This window comes from Streptomyces sp. NPDC094034 (genome assembly GCF_040303865.1).
In the GTDB taxonomy this organism is placed as follows: Bacteria; Actinomycetota; Actinomycetes; order Streptomycetales; family Streptomycetaceae; genus Streptomyces.
The window spans coordinates 136964-151724 of record NZ_JBEOUD010000014.1; the positions used below are offsets into that span (position 1 = coordinate 136964).

A 14761-nucleotide genomic window follows, 5' to 3' on the forward strand; every position below is an offset into this window, starting at 1 on the left:
CCCGCTCGCAGAACGGACCACACCCATGGCCTTGGATTATGGATCGCAGCCGCGGCCCCACTTCCTTCCGCCGGCCCTGCGCGCCCCGGTCGAGGGACGCACCTGGCGCGAGTTCGGCTATCTGCTGCTCAGCGTGCCCATCAGCGCGGTGCTGTTCTGCTACGCGATAGCGACCATCGCGCTCGGGGCGGGCCTGCTGGTCACCTTCCTCGGGGTGCCCGTGCTGGCGTTGGGGCTGGCCGGCTGCCGTGGCTTCGGAATGATGGAGCGGGCGCGGGCGCGCGCGCTGCTGGGGCTCGATGTGCCGGATCCGGCGCCGGCCCGTGGCGCGAAGAGCGGGCTGATGTCCTGGGTCGGCGCGGTGCTGAAGAGCGGGGTGTCCTGGCGCCATCTGCTCTACGCGATCCTGCATTTCCCGTGGGCGATGTTCGCGTTCGTGGTGTCCTTGACGTTCTGGTCCGTGGCCTGGGGGCTGTTCACGTATCCGCTGTGGCACTGGGTGTTTCCCAGCAATCTCGACCAGTCGGGAATCGCGATCTACAGCGACGGCGCGGGGGACGGCTTCTTCCTGGACACACCGTTCGAGATAGCCGCCACCTCGGTGGTGGGGCTGGTGCTGGTGCTCTTCTGCCCCTGGCTGATACGCGGCCTGGCGACCGTGGACCGGCTGCTGGTGATGGGGCTGCTCGGCCCGTCCCGGCTGGCCACCCGGGTCTCGGAGCTGGAGTCGGACCGGGGAGTGGTGGTCGACACGGCAGCGGCCGATCTGCGCCGTATCGAGCGGGACCTGCACGACGGCGCGCAGGCGAGGCTGGTGGCCCTGGCCATGGATCTGGGACTGGCGAAGGAGAAGCTGGCGGAGGACCCGGAGGCCGCGGCGCGCATGGTCGGCGAGGCGCACGGCGAGGTGAAGACGGCGCTCCAGGAGCTGCGCGATCTGGCGCGCGGCATCCACCCGGCCGTCCTCACCGACCGGGGACTGGACGCGGCGCTGTCCGCCGTGGCCTCCCGCTGCACGGTCCCGGTGACGGTGGAGGTCGATCTCCCCTACCGGCCGGCCGCCGCGATCGAGGGCATCGCCTACTTCACGGTCTCCGAGCTGTTGCAGAACGTCAGCAAGCACGCCAGGGCGAGCCGGGCGACGGTGGAGGTGTGGCAGACGCAGGACCGGCTGATGCTTCAGGTCACGGATGACGGCAGGGGCGGGGCGGGCGCGACGGCGGGCAGCGGGCTGGCCGGGCTGACGGAGCGGCTGGACGCGGTGGACGGGATCCTGGTCATCGACTCCCCGGCCGGCGGTCCGACGACGGTGACGGCGGAGCTGCCCTGGCGGGGCTGACGCTCAAGGAGCGCCGCGTGGCGTGAGCACGTACGGCGTGAGCACGTACGGCGTGCTGCCCTCCGGGGGTTCCCCTCCCCGGAGGCTCTCGTCAGGCGGTGGGCCCATTTCCCGCCGGGTGTGCGCGGAGCGATACGAATACTGGGATGCTGGAGGGCACACGGGACAGATCTCACCAATGGGGGCTACATCATCGTGGAAGACAGAGTGCGGGTCGTCATCGCCGAGGACTCAGTGCTGCTTCGGGAGGGCCTGACCCGGCTGCTGACCGACCGCGGACACGATGTCGTCGCTGGTGTCGGTGACGGGGAAGCGCTCATCAAGACCGTGGGTGATCTGGCGAACGAGGGCGCGCTGCCGGATGTGGTGGTCGCGGACGTACGGATGCCGCCGACCCACACCGACGAAGGGGTGAGGGCGGCCGTGCGGCTGCGCCGGGACCATCCGGGGATCGGGGTGCTGGTGCTCTCCCAGTACGTCGAGGAGCAGTACGCCACCGAGCTGCTGGCCGGCAGCAGCCGGGGCGTGGGGTATCTGCTCAAGGACCGGGTGGCCGAGGTCAGGGAATTCGTGGACGCCGTCGTACGGGTGGCCAGGGGCGGGACCGCGCTGGACCCCGAGGTGGTCGCCCAGCTGCTGGGCCGGAGCCGCAAGCAGGACGTGCTGGCGGGGCTGACGCCCCGCGAGCGTGAGGTGCTCGGGCTGATGGCCGAGGGGCGGACGAACTCGGCGGTCGCCAAGCAGCTGGTCGTGAGCGACGGAGCGGTCGAGAAACATGTCAGCAATATCTTTCTGAAGCTTGGGCTTTCCCCTAGTGATGGGGATCACCGCCGGGTGCTGGCCGTTTTGACGTATCTGCGGTCCTGACCGGGGAACACCCTGACTGTCGCCCCGTCAGCCGCACAGGCGGGGCGGAGGGTGGGACGAAAGCCCTAGAACCAAAGGATGAGAGCGGAACGACTTTCACGGATCCCATCGGGGGTGGGCAAAATATGACAAATCGGCGCACGCGGCCGTCTCAAACTGGCGTCCACCATTCGATCGGTCAAGGGAAGGCGACCCTTACCGACGTAGGGTGGCCTCCGGGACTGCCGGGCGGCCGGTCGGTCCCGAGCCGCCGCCCGAGGGAGGTCCAGTTCAGTGACCAGCCAGGTCAGTAGCCCAGCCGAGCAGGCCGATGGGGCCGACGACGCGAGTGAGAGCGATCGCGCCGTCGGTGACCAGCGCGCCCCCGCGTCCGGACAGGAGGGCGCAGGCGAGAAGGAAGTCCGTCGACTGGACCGGGTCATCATCCGTTTCGCGGGTGACTCGGGTGACGGGATGCAGCTGACGGGTGACCGGTTCACCTCCGAGACGGCGTCGTTCGGGAACGACCTGTCGACGCTGCCGAACTTCCCGGCCGAGATCCGGGCTCCCGCCGGGACGCTGCCGGGCGTCTCCTCGTTCCAACTGCACTTCGCCGACCACGACATCCTCACGCCGGGCGACGCGCCCAATGTGCTCGTGGCCATGAACCCGGCCGCGCTGAAGGCGAATATCGGCGATGTGCCGCGGGGCGCGGAAATCATCGTGAACACCGATGAGTTCACCAAGCGGCCGATGGCCAAGGTCGGCTATCTGACCTCACCGCTGGAGGACGGCTCGCTCGACGGCTACCAGGTGCACCCGGTGCCGCTGACGACGCTGACGATCGAGGCGCTCAAGGAGTTCGGTCTCTCCCGCAAGGAGGCCGAGCGCTCCAAGAACATGTTCGCGCTCGGGCTGCTCTCCTGGATGTACCACCGGCCGACGGAGGGCACCGAGAGGTTCCTGCGGGCCAAGTTCGCCAAGAAGCCGCAGATCGCGGAGGCCAATGTCGCCGCCTTCCGGGCCGGCTGGAACTTCGGGGAGACCACCGAGGACTTCGCGGTCTCCTACGAGGTCGCCCCGGCCGGGGCCGCGTTCCCGACCGGCACGTACCGCAATATCTCCGGGAATCTGGCGCTGGCGTACGGCCTGATCGCCGCCGGCCACCAGGCGGACCTGCCGCTCTACCTCGGCTCGTACCCGATCACCCCGGCCTCGGACATCCTCCACGAGCTGTCCCGGCACAAGAACTTCGGCGTACGGACCTTCCAGGCCGAGGACGAGATCGCGGCCATCGGCGCGGCGCTGGGCGCGGCGTTCGGCGGGTCACTCGCCGTCACCACCACCTCGGGGCCGGGTGTGGCGCTCAAGTCGGAGACCATCGGTCTGGCGGTGTCGCTGGAGCTGCCACTGCTGGTCGTCGCCATCCAGCGCGGCGGTCCCTCCACCGGGCTGCCGACCAAGACCGAGCAGGCGGATCTGCTCCAGGCGATGTACGGGCGCAATGGCGAGGCCCCGGTGCCGGTGGTCGCGCCGCAGACCCCGGCGGACTGCTTCGACGCCGCCATGGAGGCCGCGCGGATCGCGCTGACCTACCGCACCCCGGTCTTCCTGCTCTCCGACGGCTATCTCGCCAATGGCTCCGAGCCCTGGCGGATCCCGGAGACGGACGAACTCCCCGATCTGCGGGTGCGGTTCGCGACCGGGCCCAACCACGAGCTGGCCGACGGCACCGAGGTGTTCTGGCCGTACAAGCGTGACCCGGGGACCCTGGCCCGCCCGTGGGCGGTGCCCGGTACGCCGGGACTTGAGCACCGTATCGGCGGGATCGAGAAGCAGGACGGCACGGGCAATATCTCGTACGACCCGGCCAACCACGACTTCATGGTGCGCACCCGCCAGGCCAAGATCGACGGAATCCAGGTCCCCGATCTGACCGTCGACGACCCGGACGGCGCCCGCACGCTGGTGCTGGGCTGGGGCTCCACCTATGGGCCGATCACCGCCGCGGTCCGCCGGCTGCGCAGGGCGGGCACGCCCATCGCCCAGGCGCATCTGCGTCATATCAACCCCTTCCCGCGCAACCTCGGGGAGATCCTTGGCCGTTATGACAAGGTCGTCGTGCCGGAGATGAACCTCGGCCAGCTCGCCACGCTGCTGCGGGCGAAGTATCTCGTCGACGCCCACTCGTACAACCAGGTCAACGGCATGCCGTTCAAGGCCGAGCAGCTGGCCACGGCCCTCAAGGAGGCCATCGATGTCTGATGCGAACGAGTTGCTGACGCTGGTCCCCAAGGCCGAGGCCAAGCAGTCCATGAAGGACTTCAAGTCGGACCAGGAGGTCCGCTGGTGCCCCGGCTGCGGTGACTACGCGGTGCTGGCCGCGGTCCAGGGCTTCATGCCCGAGCTGGGCCTCGCCAAGGAGAACATCGTCTTCGTCTCCGGCATCGGCTGCTCCTCGCGCTTCCCGTACTACATGAACACGTACGGGATGCACTCCATCCACGGCCGCGCCCCCGCCATCGCCACCGGGCTGGCGACCTCGCGCCGCGATCTCTCGGTCTGGGTGGTCACCGGCGACGGCGACGCGCTCTCCATCGGCGGCAACCATCTGATCCACGCGCTGCGGCGGAACGTCAACCTCAAGATCCTGCTGTTCAACAACCGGATCTACGGACTGACGAAGGGCCAGTACTCGCCCACCTCCGAGCTCGGGAAGATCACCAAGTCGACCCCGATGGGTTCGCTGGACGCGCCCTTCAACCCGGTGTCGCTGGCGATCGGCGCGGAGGCGTCGTTCGTGGCCCGTACGGTCGACTCCGACCGCAAGCACCTCACCGAAGTGCTGCGCCAGGCCGCCGACCACCCCGGCACCGCGCTGGTGGAGATCTATCAGAACTGCAATATCTTCAACGACGGCGCCTTCGAAGTCCTCAAGGACCGGGAGAAGGCCGCGGAGGCCGTGATCCGGCTGGAGCACGGGCAGCCGATCCGCTTCGGCGTGGAGGGCATGAAGGGCGTCGTCCGCGACCCGGCCACCGGTGATCTGGAGGTCGTGGCCGTCACGCCCGAGAACGAGTCGCGGATCCTCGTCCATGACGCGCACGCGACCAGCCCCACCACCGCGTTCGCGCTGTCGCGTCTCGCGGACCCGGACACGCTGCACCACACCCCCATCGGGGTGCTGCGCAGCGTCGAGCGGCCCGTCTACGACACCCTGATGTCGGACCAGTTGGACGCGGCCGTCGAGCGGCAGGGCAAGGGCGATCTGGCCACGTTGCTCGCCGGTGGCGACACCTGGACGGTCGCCGGCTAGGGCGTGTTGCGAGCGCCGTCCGCCCGGAGGGCGGGCCTGGCGGCGTCTGGTGCGTGCGATCGCAAGGCGGAGGGTCTCCCCAGGACCTGGCGCGTCGCGGTTCTCCGGGGCCCGGATCTCTTACGAGGTCCGGGCCTCGTCGTATGCCCGGCGCGCCTTGAACACGTCGTCCAGCCGTCGTTCCGTCCAGCGCTCCAGATCGCGCACATACTCGGCGGCCTCCCTGCCCAGCTCGGTCAGGGAGTAGTCCACGCGGGGCGGGATCACGGGCTTGGCGTCGCGGTGGACGAAGCCGTCACGCTCCAGGGTCTGGAGTGTCTGAGCGAGCATCTTCTCGCTGACCGCGCCGATCTCCCGGCGCAGTTCGCTGAAGCGGTACGAGCGCTCCAGCAGGGCGCCGAGCACCAGCACCCCCCAGCGGCTGGTGACATGCTCCAGGACCAGCCTGGAGGGACACATGGACGGGGTGACGTCCGGCTTCTCTGCGCTGCCCACCTGCTTACTTACGGCCATGTCAGTACCTTACTTCAAGGTGGGTACTTTCGGTTGGTTAGTGTCGAGCCTAGGGTGAGTGACAGAGAGTGCCGATCCGCGCATATCCACCCGAACTGGAGCCCCCCATGAGCATCGTTGTCACCGGCGCCACCGGACACCTCGGCCGACTGGTCGTCGCGGCCCTGCTGGCCGACGGCGTTCCGGCCGACGAAATCGCCATCGTCGTACGGAACGAGGAGAAGGCCGCGGGCCTGGTGGCGCGCGGTGTCGAGCTACGCGTCGCCGACTACGGCCGGCCCGAGACGCTGGCGGACGCGTTCCGGGCCGGTGACCGGGTACTGGTGATCTCGGGCAGTGAGGTCGGTCAGCGCGTGCCGCAGCACACCGCCGTCATCGACGCCGCGCGGGCGGCGGACGTGGCCCAGCTCGCCTACACCGGCATCCTGGGCGGCCCCGACGCCGACCTCCAACTGGCCGCCGAGCACAAGGCGACCGAGCGGCTGATCCTCGACTCCGAGCTGCCGTACACCTTCCTGCGCAACGGCTGGTACACCGAGAACTACACCGGCAACCTCGCGCCCGTACTGGAGCATGACGCCGTCGTCGCCGCCGCGGGCGAGGGCCGGATCGCCTCCGCCACCCGCGCGGACTACGCCGCCGCGGCGGCGGCCGTACTGACCGGTGAGGGTCACCTCGACAAGGCGTACGAGCTGAGTGGCGACACGGCGTGGTCGCTGAGCGAGTATGCGGCGGAGCTGTCGCGGCAGACCGGCAGGACCATCGCGTACAACAACGTGCCGGCCGAGACGCTGCTCGGAATCCTCACCGGCGCCGGGGTGCCGGAGCCGATGGCCTCACTCCTGGTCGATGTGGACCAGGGGATCCGGCGCGGCCTGCTGGCCGGTACGACGGGGGATCTGGCCCGGCTGACCGGCCGCCCCACCACCCCGCTCGCCGAGACGATCGCCGAGGCGCTCAAGGGCTGACCTCGCACACAACCCGTCATGACCGTATGACGATACGGACATGACATCGCGGCCCGCGCGGCGCTACCTTCATGGGGGCGCCGTGCCGGGACGGCGCCGTCTGTGGTGGGGAGGGCCAGTGAAGGCGGACGGCGACCAGCGGGCGGGACTGCCGGCCCAGCGGGCGGGACTGCTGTACGGGATCAGTGCCTACGGGATGTGGGGACTGGTCCCGCTCTACTGGCCACTGCTCGAACCGGCCGGGGCCATGGAGATCCTGGCCCACCGGATGGTCTGGTCGCTGGCGTTCGTCGCCATCGGGCTGCTGGTGCTGCGCCGCTGGGGCTGGATACCGGAGCTGATACGTCAGCCTCGCAAGCTGGGGCTGATCGCCGTGGCCGCCACCACGATCTCCCTCAACTGGGGTTTCTACATCTGGGCGGTCAACAGCGGCCGGGTCGTCGAGACCTCGCTGGGCTATTTCATCAATCCGCTGGTGACGATCGCCCTGGGTGTTCTGCTGCTCAAGGAACGGCTGCGGCCCGCCCAGTGGACGGCGGTGTTCATCGCCCTGGCCGCCGTGCTCGTCCTCGCCGTCGGGTACGGACAGCCGCCCTGGATCTCGCTCGTACTGGCCTTCTCGTTCGCGACCTACGGCCTGGTCAAGAAGAAGATCAACATTGGTGGACTGGAGTCGCTGGCCGCCGAGACCGCGGTCCTGTTCCTGCCCGCGCTCGGCTATCTGGTGTGGCTGGGCGCGTACGGCTCGGCCACCTTCGGCTCGGAGGGTACGGGCCAGATGGCCCTGCTCGCCGGGACGGGCGTGATCACCGCGCTGCCGCTGATCTGCTTCGGCGCGGCGGCGATCCGGGTACCGCTGTCGACGCTGGGCCTGCTCCAGTATCTGGCGCCGGTCTTCCAGTTCGTGCTGGGGATCACGTACTTCCACGAGGCGATGCCGCCGGAGCGGTGGGCGGGCTTCTCGCTGGTCTGGCTGTCCCTGGCGATCCTGACCTGGGACGCGCTGCGGAACGCCCGCCGTACGCGGGCGGAGGCGCTGCGCCTGGCGGCGGAGGCGGAGGCGGTAGCGACGGCGACCGCGACCGCGACCGCGACGACTGTGGCGGCCCCGGCAACGGCCTCGGACTCCACCTCGGCACAGGCGGGGGAGCCGATCCCGGTCACAGAGCCGGCGCCCTCCCCCGCCGCCTCCCCCGGTCCTCGCGAACCGGACACCCGGTAACCGACCCGCGCGTCCCCGACCCGCCTGTTCCCGACTCAGACGACTCAGACGGCTCAGGCGGCTAGGCGGCTCAGGCGGTGTCGCCGCTACGGGTGCGGTGAGCCCGCACCTTCTCACGCGTACCGCACCGTTCCATCGCGCACCAGCGGCGGCGCCCCGGCCGTGACGTGTCGACGAAGAGCAAGTAGCAGTCCTGCGCGGCGCATTCGCGCACGCGTGCCGCGAAGGGTCCGGTCAACAGCTCGACGGCGTCGCGGGCGACGGTCGACAGCAGTTCCGGCCCGGTGGCGCCCGGGGCCCAGGCGCGGGTCCCGTCGGACCCGATACGGGTGACGAGCGGGGGTTCGGCCGCCGCGGTGTTGATCACCGCGAGGTCCGCCGCCGCCAACGCTCCACCCCGGGCACGGGCCAGGGTCAGCCGCAGCAGCGCGTCCCGCACCGTACGAGCGTCCCGCACATCCTCCTGCCGTACCGACAGCACGTCTTCGAGGCCCGGCGCCAGCCGGCTACGCCGTACCCATTCCAGCAGCGCCGCGGGGTCGTGCAGCACCTCGTGCCGCGCGTAGCTCCCCGGGCCGCCGGTCGTCAGCAGCTCCAGGCAGAGCGCGCCCGGGTCGAACCGGTAGGGGCGGCCACCTTCGGGCGGCTGAAGAAGCATGCCCGTCCTGTCCGTTGCGGACCGACTCATGTAACCAATATAACTGGTTACATGAGTCAGTCCCCCAAGCCCGTGCACTGGAAAATCGTCATCGACGCCGCCGATCCGCACGCCCAAGCCGACTTCTGGGCGGCGGCCCTCGGCTATCTCGTCGAGGACCACAGCGTCCTCATCGAAAAGCTGCTGAGCCTCGGCCAGGTGACGGACGCGGACGTCCTGGCAGCGCACGGCCGCCCGGCCTGGCGGGATCTGGCCGCCGTCCGCCATCCGGACGAACCGTACGAGGAGGAGAGCGGCATGGGGATGGGCCGCCGGATCCTGTTCCAGCGCGTGCCGGAGGCGAAGACCGTCAAGAACCGGATCCATCTCGACCTGCACCCCGGCCCCGGGCTGCGGGAGGCGGAGGTCGGGCGCCTGGAGGGGCTGGGAGCGACGGTGATCCGCCGCGTGAAGGAGCCCGGCGGGGAGTGGGTCCTCATGGGCGACCCCGAACTCAACGAGTTCTGCGTGGCCTAGGGCCTGTCGTTCGGATCTTGCTGGGCTCGCGCGCCCTGGCACCGCGCCCCGACCCAGCCTGATCCAAACGAAAGACCCCCGCCGAGCAGGCCCGGCATGCCGTCCGGTCAGCGAACACAGCTGACCGGTTCGCTCTCTTGACGGCGAGTCAAGCTCTCACCGAGCATTCAGCACGCACAGCGCACCAACAGCTTCCGCATCACGATCAGCACCAGCGCAGCACAGGCACAGCGCACAGGCTCAGCACCCGCACAGCACCCGCACAGCCCCAACGCCCCGCGCGCCCTCAGTCGCGGGGCGTCTCGCACGTTCCGTCCCTGTCCCCGTACGGAATCCGGAGCCCCCACATGAAACTCTCCGTTCCCGGAGCCCACCGCATACCCGGTCGGCGCGTCCGACCTGGCCGAATATCCACCCGCGCCACCACTGCCGCGGTCGCGGGACTCGCCGCCGCAGGGCTGCTCGCCGCCGCCGCGCCCGCCGTGTCAGCGGCGCCCGCCGCGCCTCCGGTCTCCACGAGACCGGCGCAGTCCACGCCCGCCGCGCCCGCCGCCCTCGCGGCCCCCGATATTCCGCTCGCCAATGTCAAGGCGCATCTCACCCAGTTCTCGTCCATCGCCGCCGCCAACGGCGGCAACCGCGCCCATGGCCGCGCCGGCTATCTGGCCTCCGTCAACTACGTCAAGGGCAAGCTGGACGCGGCCGGGTTCACCACCTCCGTACAACAGTTCACCTCCGGCGGCGCCACCGGCTACAACCTGATAGCCGACTGGCCGGGCGGCGATCCGAACCAGGTCGTGATGTCCGGTTCGCATCTCGACTCGGTCACCTCGGGCGCCGGGATCAACGACAACGGTTCGGGCTCCGCCGCCGTCCTGGAGACCGCGCTCGCCGTCTCCCGGGCCCAGCTCCAGCCCGCGAAGCATCTGCGGTTCGCCTGGTGGGGCGCGGAAGAGCTGGGTCTGGTCGGTTCGCGGTACTACGTGAACAATCTGCCGGCCGCCGAGCGCGCGAAGATCAGCGGATATCTGAACTTCGACATGATCGGCAGCCCGAACGCCGGTTACTTCGTCTACGACGACGACCCGACCATCGAGCAGACCTTCAAGGACTACTACGCGGGCATCGGCGTCGCGACGGAGATCGAGACCGAGGGCGACGGCCGCTCGGACCACGCGCCGTTCAAGAACGTGGGCATCCCGGTAGGCGGGCTCTTCAGCGGCGCCGGTTACATCAAGAGCGCCGCGCAGGCGCAGAAGTGGGGCGGCACCTCGGGGCAGGCCTTCGACCGCTGCTACCACTCCTCCTGCGACAGCACGGCGAACATCAACGACACGGCGCTCGACCGCAACAGCGACGCCGCCGCCCACGCGGTCTGGACGCTGTCGGCGAACTCGTCCGGCCCCTCGGGCGAGGTCTTCGAGACCGTCGACGATGTCACCATCCCGGACAACGGCCCCACCATCACCTCGGCGGTGACCGTCTCCGGCCGTACGGGCAACGCGCCCGCCGCGCTCAAGGTGGGTGTGGACATCAAGCACACCTGGCGGGGTGACGTGGTCATCGACCTGATCGGCCCGAGCGGGACGGTCTACCGGCTGAAGGACTCCAGCGGCAACGACTCGGCGGACAACGTGATCGCCACGTACACGGTCAACGCGTCCAGCGAGACCGCGAACGGCGTCTGGCGGCTGCGGGTACAGGACGTGGCCGCCCAGGACACCGGCTACATCGACAGCTGGCGCCTCACCTTCTGAGACCGCGAGCCCTCCTGAGAACGCGAGTCCTCCTGAGAACGCGACCGCTCCCCGGAGACCGCTTCCCTGAAACGGCGGCCGCTCTCCCGAGACCGCGGCTGCCCGCGTGCTGCAATCGGTGCGCACGCGGGCAGCCGCACGTCAGGCGCTGATGTCCTTCGCCGTGAAGCGCGCCCAGGCCGCCGAGCCGAACACCGCCGCGTACAGCGCCTGGAGCCCGAGGTTCTTGACGATGTCGTCCCAGTAGAACGGCTCGCGCAGCAGATCCGCGAAGGACAGCCAGTAGTGCGGGAAGAGATACGGCTGTATCGCGTGCAGCTGCGGGATCGTGTCCAGGATCTGCGCCGTGATCAGCAGCCCGACGGTCGCCGCCATCGCCGCGATCCCGCTGTTGGTCAGGGTGGAGATGAACAGACCGAGCGCCGCGAGACCCACCAGCGAGGCGGCGACGACCAACGCGATCAGCAAGGCCCGCAGCAGCCCGTCACCGAAGGAGATCCGGGTGCCCGAGATCGTGGTGACGTCAGCGAGCGGGAAGAGCAGCGCGCCGACGGCCAGCGCCGAGGCGGCCACGACGAGCGTCGCGACCAGGCAGAAGGCCAGCGTGGACGCGTACTTGGCGAGCAGCAGTCTCGTACGCCCGGCCGGCGCGACCAGCAGATAGCGCAGTGTCCCGCCGTTGGCCTCGCCCGCGATCGCGTCGCCCGCGATGACCCCCACCGCCATCGGCAGGAAGACGGGCAGCGTCGCGGCGAGCGCGGCGAAGACCAGGAACAGTCCGTTGTTGGTGATCTGCGTCAGGAACGCGGGCCCGTTCCCCCCGCCACCCCCGCCCACTCCGCCGCCGTCGCTCGTCTCGATCTTCACGGCGATCCCGATGAGGACGGGTACGGCGGCGAGCACCCCCAGCAGCGCGAGAGTCCGCCAGCGCCGGAAGGTGGTGGTCACTTCGGAGCGCAGCAGCCCGAAGGTCCACCACAGCCGGCGCTCCCGGTCCCGGGCCACGGGCTCCGCCGGTCCCCCGCCCGCCGTGCGAAGGTCCCCCATCCGAAGTTCCCCCGTCCGAAGGTCCCCCGTCTCAGCCCGCGACATCGAAGCCCTCCCCCGTCAGCGCGACGAAGGCGTCCTCCAGCGAGGCGCGCTCCTGGCCGAAGGCCCGTACGCGAACCCCTGCCCGGACGAGCGCCGCGTTGAGGTCCGCGAGATCCACCGGCTCCGTCCCGCCCGTGGGCAGCTCTCCGCTCACCCGGTCCTCCGCCACGGCCACATCGGTGACGCCCAGCTCCTTCAGCACCCGGGCGGCCTCGCCGGGGTCGGGGGTGGTGACGGCCAGCCGGCCCCGGGTCCCGGCCGCCAGCTCGGCGACCGGACCCTGTGTGATCAGCCGCCCCTGGGCCATCACCGCGGCGTGCGTGCACACCTGCTCGATCTCGTCGAGGAGGTGCGAGGAGAGGAAGACGGTCGTGCCGTCCGCCGCCAGCTCCCGTACCAGGGTCCTGATCTCCCGCATGCCCTGCGGGTCCAGCCCGTTCGTGGGCTCGTCGAGCACCAGCAGCCGGCGCGGTCGCAGCAGCGCCGACGCGAGCCCGAGCCGCTGCTTCATCCCGAGGGAGTACGCCTTCGCCTTCTTGCCCGCGGCGGCGGTCAGCCCGACCCGGTCCAGCGCGTCGGTCACCCGGGCGCGGCGGGTACGCGGATCGGCCGTCGGGTCGGCGGAGTCGTACCGTACGAGGTTCTCCCGGCCCGACAGGTAGCCGTACAGCGCGGGCCCCTCGATCAATGCGCCGACCTGGGGAAGTACCGCGCGGGCCGCGCGGGGCATGGGCAGGCCGAGGAGCGAGGCCGAGCCCGCGGTCGGCTCGATCAGCCCCATCAGCATCCGGATCGTGGTCGTCTTGCCCGACCCGTTGGGCCCGAGGAAGCCGAAGACGCTGCCGGCGGGGACGGCGAGATCGAGCCGGTCCACGGCGAGCTGCCCGCCACGGAACCGCTTGGTGAGTCCTCGCGTCTCGATCACATCGGTCACATCGATCTCATCGCGCGCTTCGCCCACGTCGCCCATGTCACCCCCGTCGAGCACGGCTGTCATCTCCCTCCCCGTCCCTCCCGGTCGCCCATCGGCAGTACGAGAACGGACCGGCCCCGGTAAGTGTTCCGCCCCGCCGTACGGAGCGTACGGCGGGGCGGAACGTGGTGGATCGGCCGGATCGTTACTTCGCCGCGTTGGCGGCCTTGACCAGCGCGTCCTGTGTCACCGCGCCGACGTACACCTTGCCGTCGTCCGTCATCAGGGCGTTGATCAGACGGGTCTTGAAGACCGTGCCCGAACCGAACTTCCCGGTGACCTTGTCACCCAGCGCGTCCAGGAACTGCTGCGCCTCGGCCGGGACATCGCCCGGCTTCGCCGCGTCCGCGCCGGCCGCGCCCGCGATACCACCGTCGACGCCGGTCTCCAGCTCGTAGACGGCGTTCCAGCCCTCGCCGATGACCTTCGGCGCGCTCTTTTCCCCGGTCCCCTTGGCGCCGTCCTCGCCCTTGGGCAGCTCCCAGGCTCCGCCCTTGTCGCCCTTGTGCTCGCCCGCGCCCTTGTCCTCGCCCTGCGTCACCTTCGCGCCCTTGGGCGGCGTGAACTCGAACGTGGAGGCGGCCGGCTTGGCGAAGTCGACGTCGGTGAAGCCGACATCGACCACGGCCTTGCCACCGCTGCTCGGCGACAGCGTGAACTTCAGCGGGGTGCCGGTCTCCGCGTCGACCGCGATCTTGATCGAGCCGACCGTCGAACCGCTCTGCTTGGGCTTGATCAGCAGCTGGTACGCATCGCGTCCGGCGACCTTCGCCGTACCGTCGACGCTCACGGATGTCGTGTCGCCCGCGGCCTTCAGCGCCTCCTCGGCGAAGTCCTTGGGGGTCGCCGGGACGTCCTTCAGTGCGTCCTTCGGGGCCTGCTTCTCGCCGCCCTCGGCCGCGCCGTCCTTGGCCGCGTCCTTCGGGGCGGTCGCGTGGTACGCCTCGTTGGAGGCGCTGTCGTACGCCCAGATCTCGCCGCCGTTGTGGATCAGGCTGTACTCGGCGGCGGTGTCGCGGATCGACAGCCGCTGCTTGTCGGGGCCGTCCACCGCGACCCGCAGGGTGTGCGTGCCGGAGCTGAGCTCCATCAGCTTGGCGTTCGGGTCCGCGGACGAGCCGTCGGTGGGTCCGGCGCCGCCCGGGCCGCCCTTGCCACCGGCGAGCGCGCCGCCGGCCATGTCGCCGAGGCCGCCGAGCGACGGGAGCCCCAGATCCGTGGTGATCTTCACGGAGCCCGAGAGCTGCTCGGTCTCCGACGCGGCGATCTTCTCGATGAGTTGCTGCGCGCTGATCTTCGGCAGTTCGGGGTCTCCGGTCGCGGCGAGTGCCGGGACGAGCCCGATGGTCGCCGCAGCCACCACCGCCACCGCGGCGGGGAGCGCGTAGCGCGCCGCCTTGCGGCGGCCCTCGCCGGGCTCCCTGTCCTCCTCGGTGATCCGTGCGCTGTCGTTCGGTGCCATGTGTGCCCTACCTCCGTGGTCGGCGGCCTTCCGTCCCGTGCACTCGTCCACTCCGCGCCGCCAGTCTCACCCGAATTGGTCAGGAGTGGTGTTAACCAT

General features: G+C 70.2%; 13 protein-coding genes. 8 read left to right on the forward strand and 5 right to left on the reverse strand.

Features of this window, described 5'->3' with window-relative positions; translation table 11 throughout:
- Positions 1–25 precede the first annotated feature (25 nt).
- The 4 genes from ABTZ59_RS15720 (at position 26) to ABTZ59_RS15735 (ending at position 5501) form a co-directional block, all read left to right on the forward strand.
- Entirely contained in the window at positions 26–1339 is a 1314-nt protein-coding gene (locus ABTZ59_RS15720) for a sensor histidine kinase (protein ID WP_351396726.1), read from the forward strand.
- 207 nt (positions 1340–1546) lie between these two features.
- Entirely contained in the window at positions 1547–2206 is a 660-nt protein-coding gene (locus ABTZ59_RS15725; RefSeq protein ID WP_249948533.1) for a response regulator, read from the forward strand.
- Between the two features lie 273 nt (positions 2207–2479).
- The gene (locus tag ABTZ59_RS15730; RefSeq protein WP_351396608.1) at positions 2480–4450 is read left to right on the forward strand and encodes a 2-oxoacid:acceptor oxidoreductase subunit alpha; all 1971 of its coding nucleotides are present in this window, start codon (positions 2480–2482) and stop codon (positions 4448–4450) included.
- Positions 4443–5501 (forward strand): 2-oxoacid:ferredoxin oxidoreductase subunit beta, encoded by a 1059-nt coding sequence (locus ABTZ59_RS15735; protein WP_351396611.1) that lies wholly within the window; start codon positions 4443–4445, stop codon positions 5499–5501. The genes ABTZ59_RS15730 and ABTZ59_RS15735 overlap by 8 nt, the downstream gene beginning before the upstream one ends.
- Positions 5502–5621: 120 nt before the next feature.
- On the opposite strand, the gene ABTZ59_RS15740 is transcribed toward ABTZ59_RS15735, so the two are convergent.
- Positions 5622–6014, reverse strand: coding sequence for a winged helix-turn-helix transcriptional regulator (locus ABTZ59_RS15740; RefSeq protein WP_351396614.1), 393 nt, complete (start codon positions 6012–6014; stop codon positions 5622–5624).
- A gap of 107 nt (positions 6015–6121) precedes the next feature.
- Here ABTZ59_RS15740 and ABTZ59_RS15745 point away from each other — a divergent pair, with 107 nt between their 5' ends.
- Positions 6122–6982 carry an SDR family oxidoreductase gene (locus ABTZ59_RS15745; RefSeq protein ID WP_351396617.1) on the forward strand — a complete coding sequence of 287 codons (861 nt, stop codon included), beginning with the start codon at positions 6122–6124 and terminating at the stop codon, positions 6980–6982.
- 196 nt (positions 6983–7178) lie between these two features.
- Positions 7179–8204, forward strand: coding sequence for an EamA family transporter RarD (gene rarD / locus ABTZ59_RS15750; RefSeq protein WP_503002910.1), 1026 nt, complete (start codon positions 7179–7181; stop codon positions 8202–8204).
- A 70-nt stretch (positions 8205–8274) separates the two neighbouring features.
- Here the strand turns inward: rarD and ABTZ59_RS15755 are convergent, their stop codons facing one another.
- Entirely contained in the window at positions 8275–8892 is a 618-nt protein-coding gene (locus ABTZ59_RS15755) for a CGNR zinc finger domain-containing protein (RefSeq protein WP_351396623.1), read from the reverse strand.
- 21 nt (positions 8893–8913) lie between these two features.
- Here ABTZ59_RS15755 and ABTZ59_RS15760 point away from each other — a divergent pair, with 21 nt between their 5' ends.
- The gene (locus ABTZ59_RS15760) at positions 8914–9378 is read left to right on the forward strand and encodes a VOC family protein (RefSeq protein ID WP_351396626.1); all 465 of its coding nucleotides are present in this window, start codon (positions 8914–8916) and stop codon (positions 9376–9378) included.
- Between the two features lie 347 nt (positions 9379–9725).
- Positions 9726–11135: a M28 family metallopeptidase gene (locus tag ABTZ59_RS15765; RefSeq protein ID WP_351396629.1), complete on the forward strand. Its 1410-nt coding sequence runs from the start codon at positions 9726–9728 to the stop codon at positions 11133–11135.
- Between the two features lie 141 nt (positions 11136–11276).
- On the opposite strand, the gene ABTZ59_RS15770 is transcribed toward ABTZ59_RS15765, so the two are convergent.
- From ABTZ59_RS15770 to ABTZ59_RS15780, 3 genes are all read right to left on the reverse strand, one after another.
- Positions 11277–12227, reverse strand: coding sequence for an ABC transporter permease (locus ABTZ59_RS15770; RefSeq protein WP_503002894.1), 951 nt, complete (start codon positions 12225–12227; stop codon positions 11277–11279).
- On the reverse strand, positions 12214–13197 hold the full coding sequence (locus ABTZ59_RS15775) for an ABC transporter ATP-binding protein (RefSeq protein WP_351396729.1): 984 nt from the start codon (positions 13195–13197) through the stop codon (positions 12214–12216). Before ABTZ59_RS15775 ends, ABTZ59_RS15770 begins: the two co-directional genes overlap by 14 nt.
- A 148-nt stretch (positions 13198–13345) precedes the next feature.
- A complete protein-coding gene (locus tag ABTZ59_RS15780; protein ID WP_351396637.1) occupies positions 13346–14662 on the reverse strand; it encodes a LolA family protein in 1317 nt (438 codons plus the stop codon).
- Positions 14663–14761: the final 99 nt, after the last annotated feature.

Excerpts from the sequence above, each read along its gene's own strand:
- ABTZ59_RS15735 (WP_351396611.1), top strand. The coding sequence starts at position 4,443 with ATGTCTGATGCGAACGAGTTGCTGACGCTGGTCCCCAAGGCCGAGGCC.
- ABTZ59_RS15760 (WP_351396626.1), top strand. The coding sequence starts at position 8,914 with ATGAGTCAGTCCCCCAAGCCCGTGCACTGGAAAATCGTCATCGACGCC.
- ABTZ59_RS15740 (WP_351396614.1), bottom strand. The coding sequence starts at position 6,014 with ATGGCCGTAAGTAAGCAGGTGGGCAGCGCAGAGAAGCCGGACGTCACC.
- ABTZ59_RS15770 (WP_503002894.1), bottom strand. The coding sequence starts at position 12,227 with ATGTCGCGGGCTGAGACGGGGGACCTTCGGACGGGGGAACTTCGGATG.
- ABTZ59_RS15720 (WP_351396726.1), top strand. The coding sequence starts at position 26 with ATGGCCTTGGATTATGGATCGCAGCCGCGGCCCCACTTCCTTCCGCCG.
- ABTZ59_RS15745 (WP_351396617.1), top strand. The coding sequence starts at position 6,122 with ATGAGCATCGTTGTCACCGGCGCCACCGGACACCTCGGCCGACTGGTC.
- rarD (WP_503002910.1), top strand. The coding sequence starts at position 7,179 with ATGTGGGGACTGGTCCCGCTCTACTGGCCACTGCTCGAACCGGCCGGG.
- ABTZ59_RS15755 (WP_351396623.1), bottom strand. The coding sequence starts at position 8,892 with ATGAGTCGGTCCGCAACGGACAGGACGGGCATGCTTCTTCAGCCGCCC.
- ABTZ59_RS15765 (WP_351396629.1), top strand. The coding sequence starts at position 9,726 with ATGAAACTCTCCGTTCCCGGAGCCCACCGCATACCCGGTCGGCGCGTC.
- ABTZ59_RS15780 (WP_351396637.1), bottom strand. The coding sequence starts at position 14,662 with ATGGCACCGAACGACAGCGCACGGATCACCGAGGAGGACAGGGAGCCC.
- ABTZ59_RS15775 (WP_351396729.1), bottom strand. The coding sequence starts at position 13,197 with ATGGGCGACGTGGGCGAAGCGCGCGATGAGATCGATGTGACCGATGTG.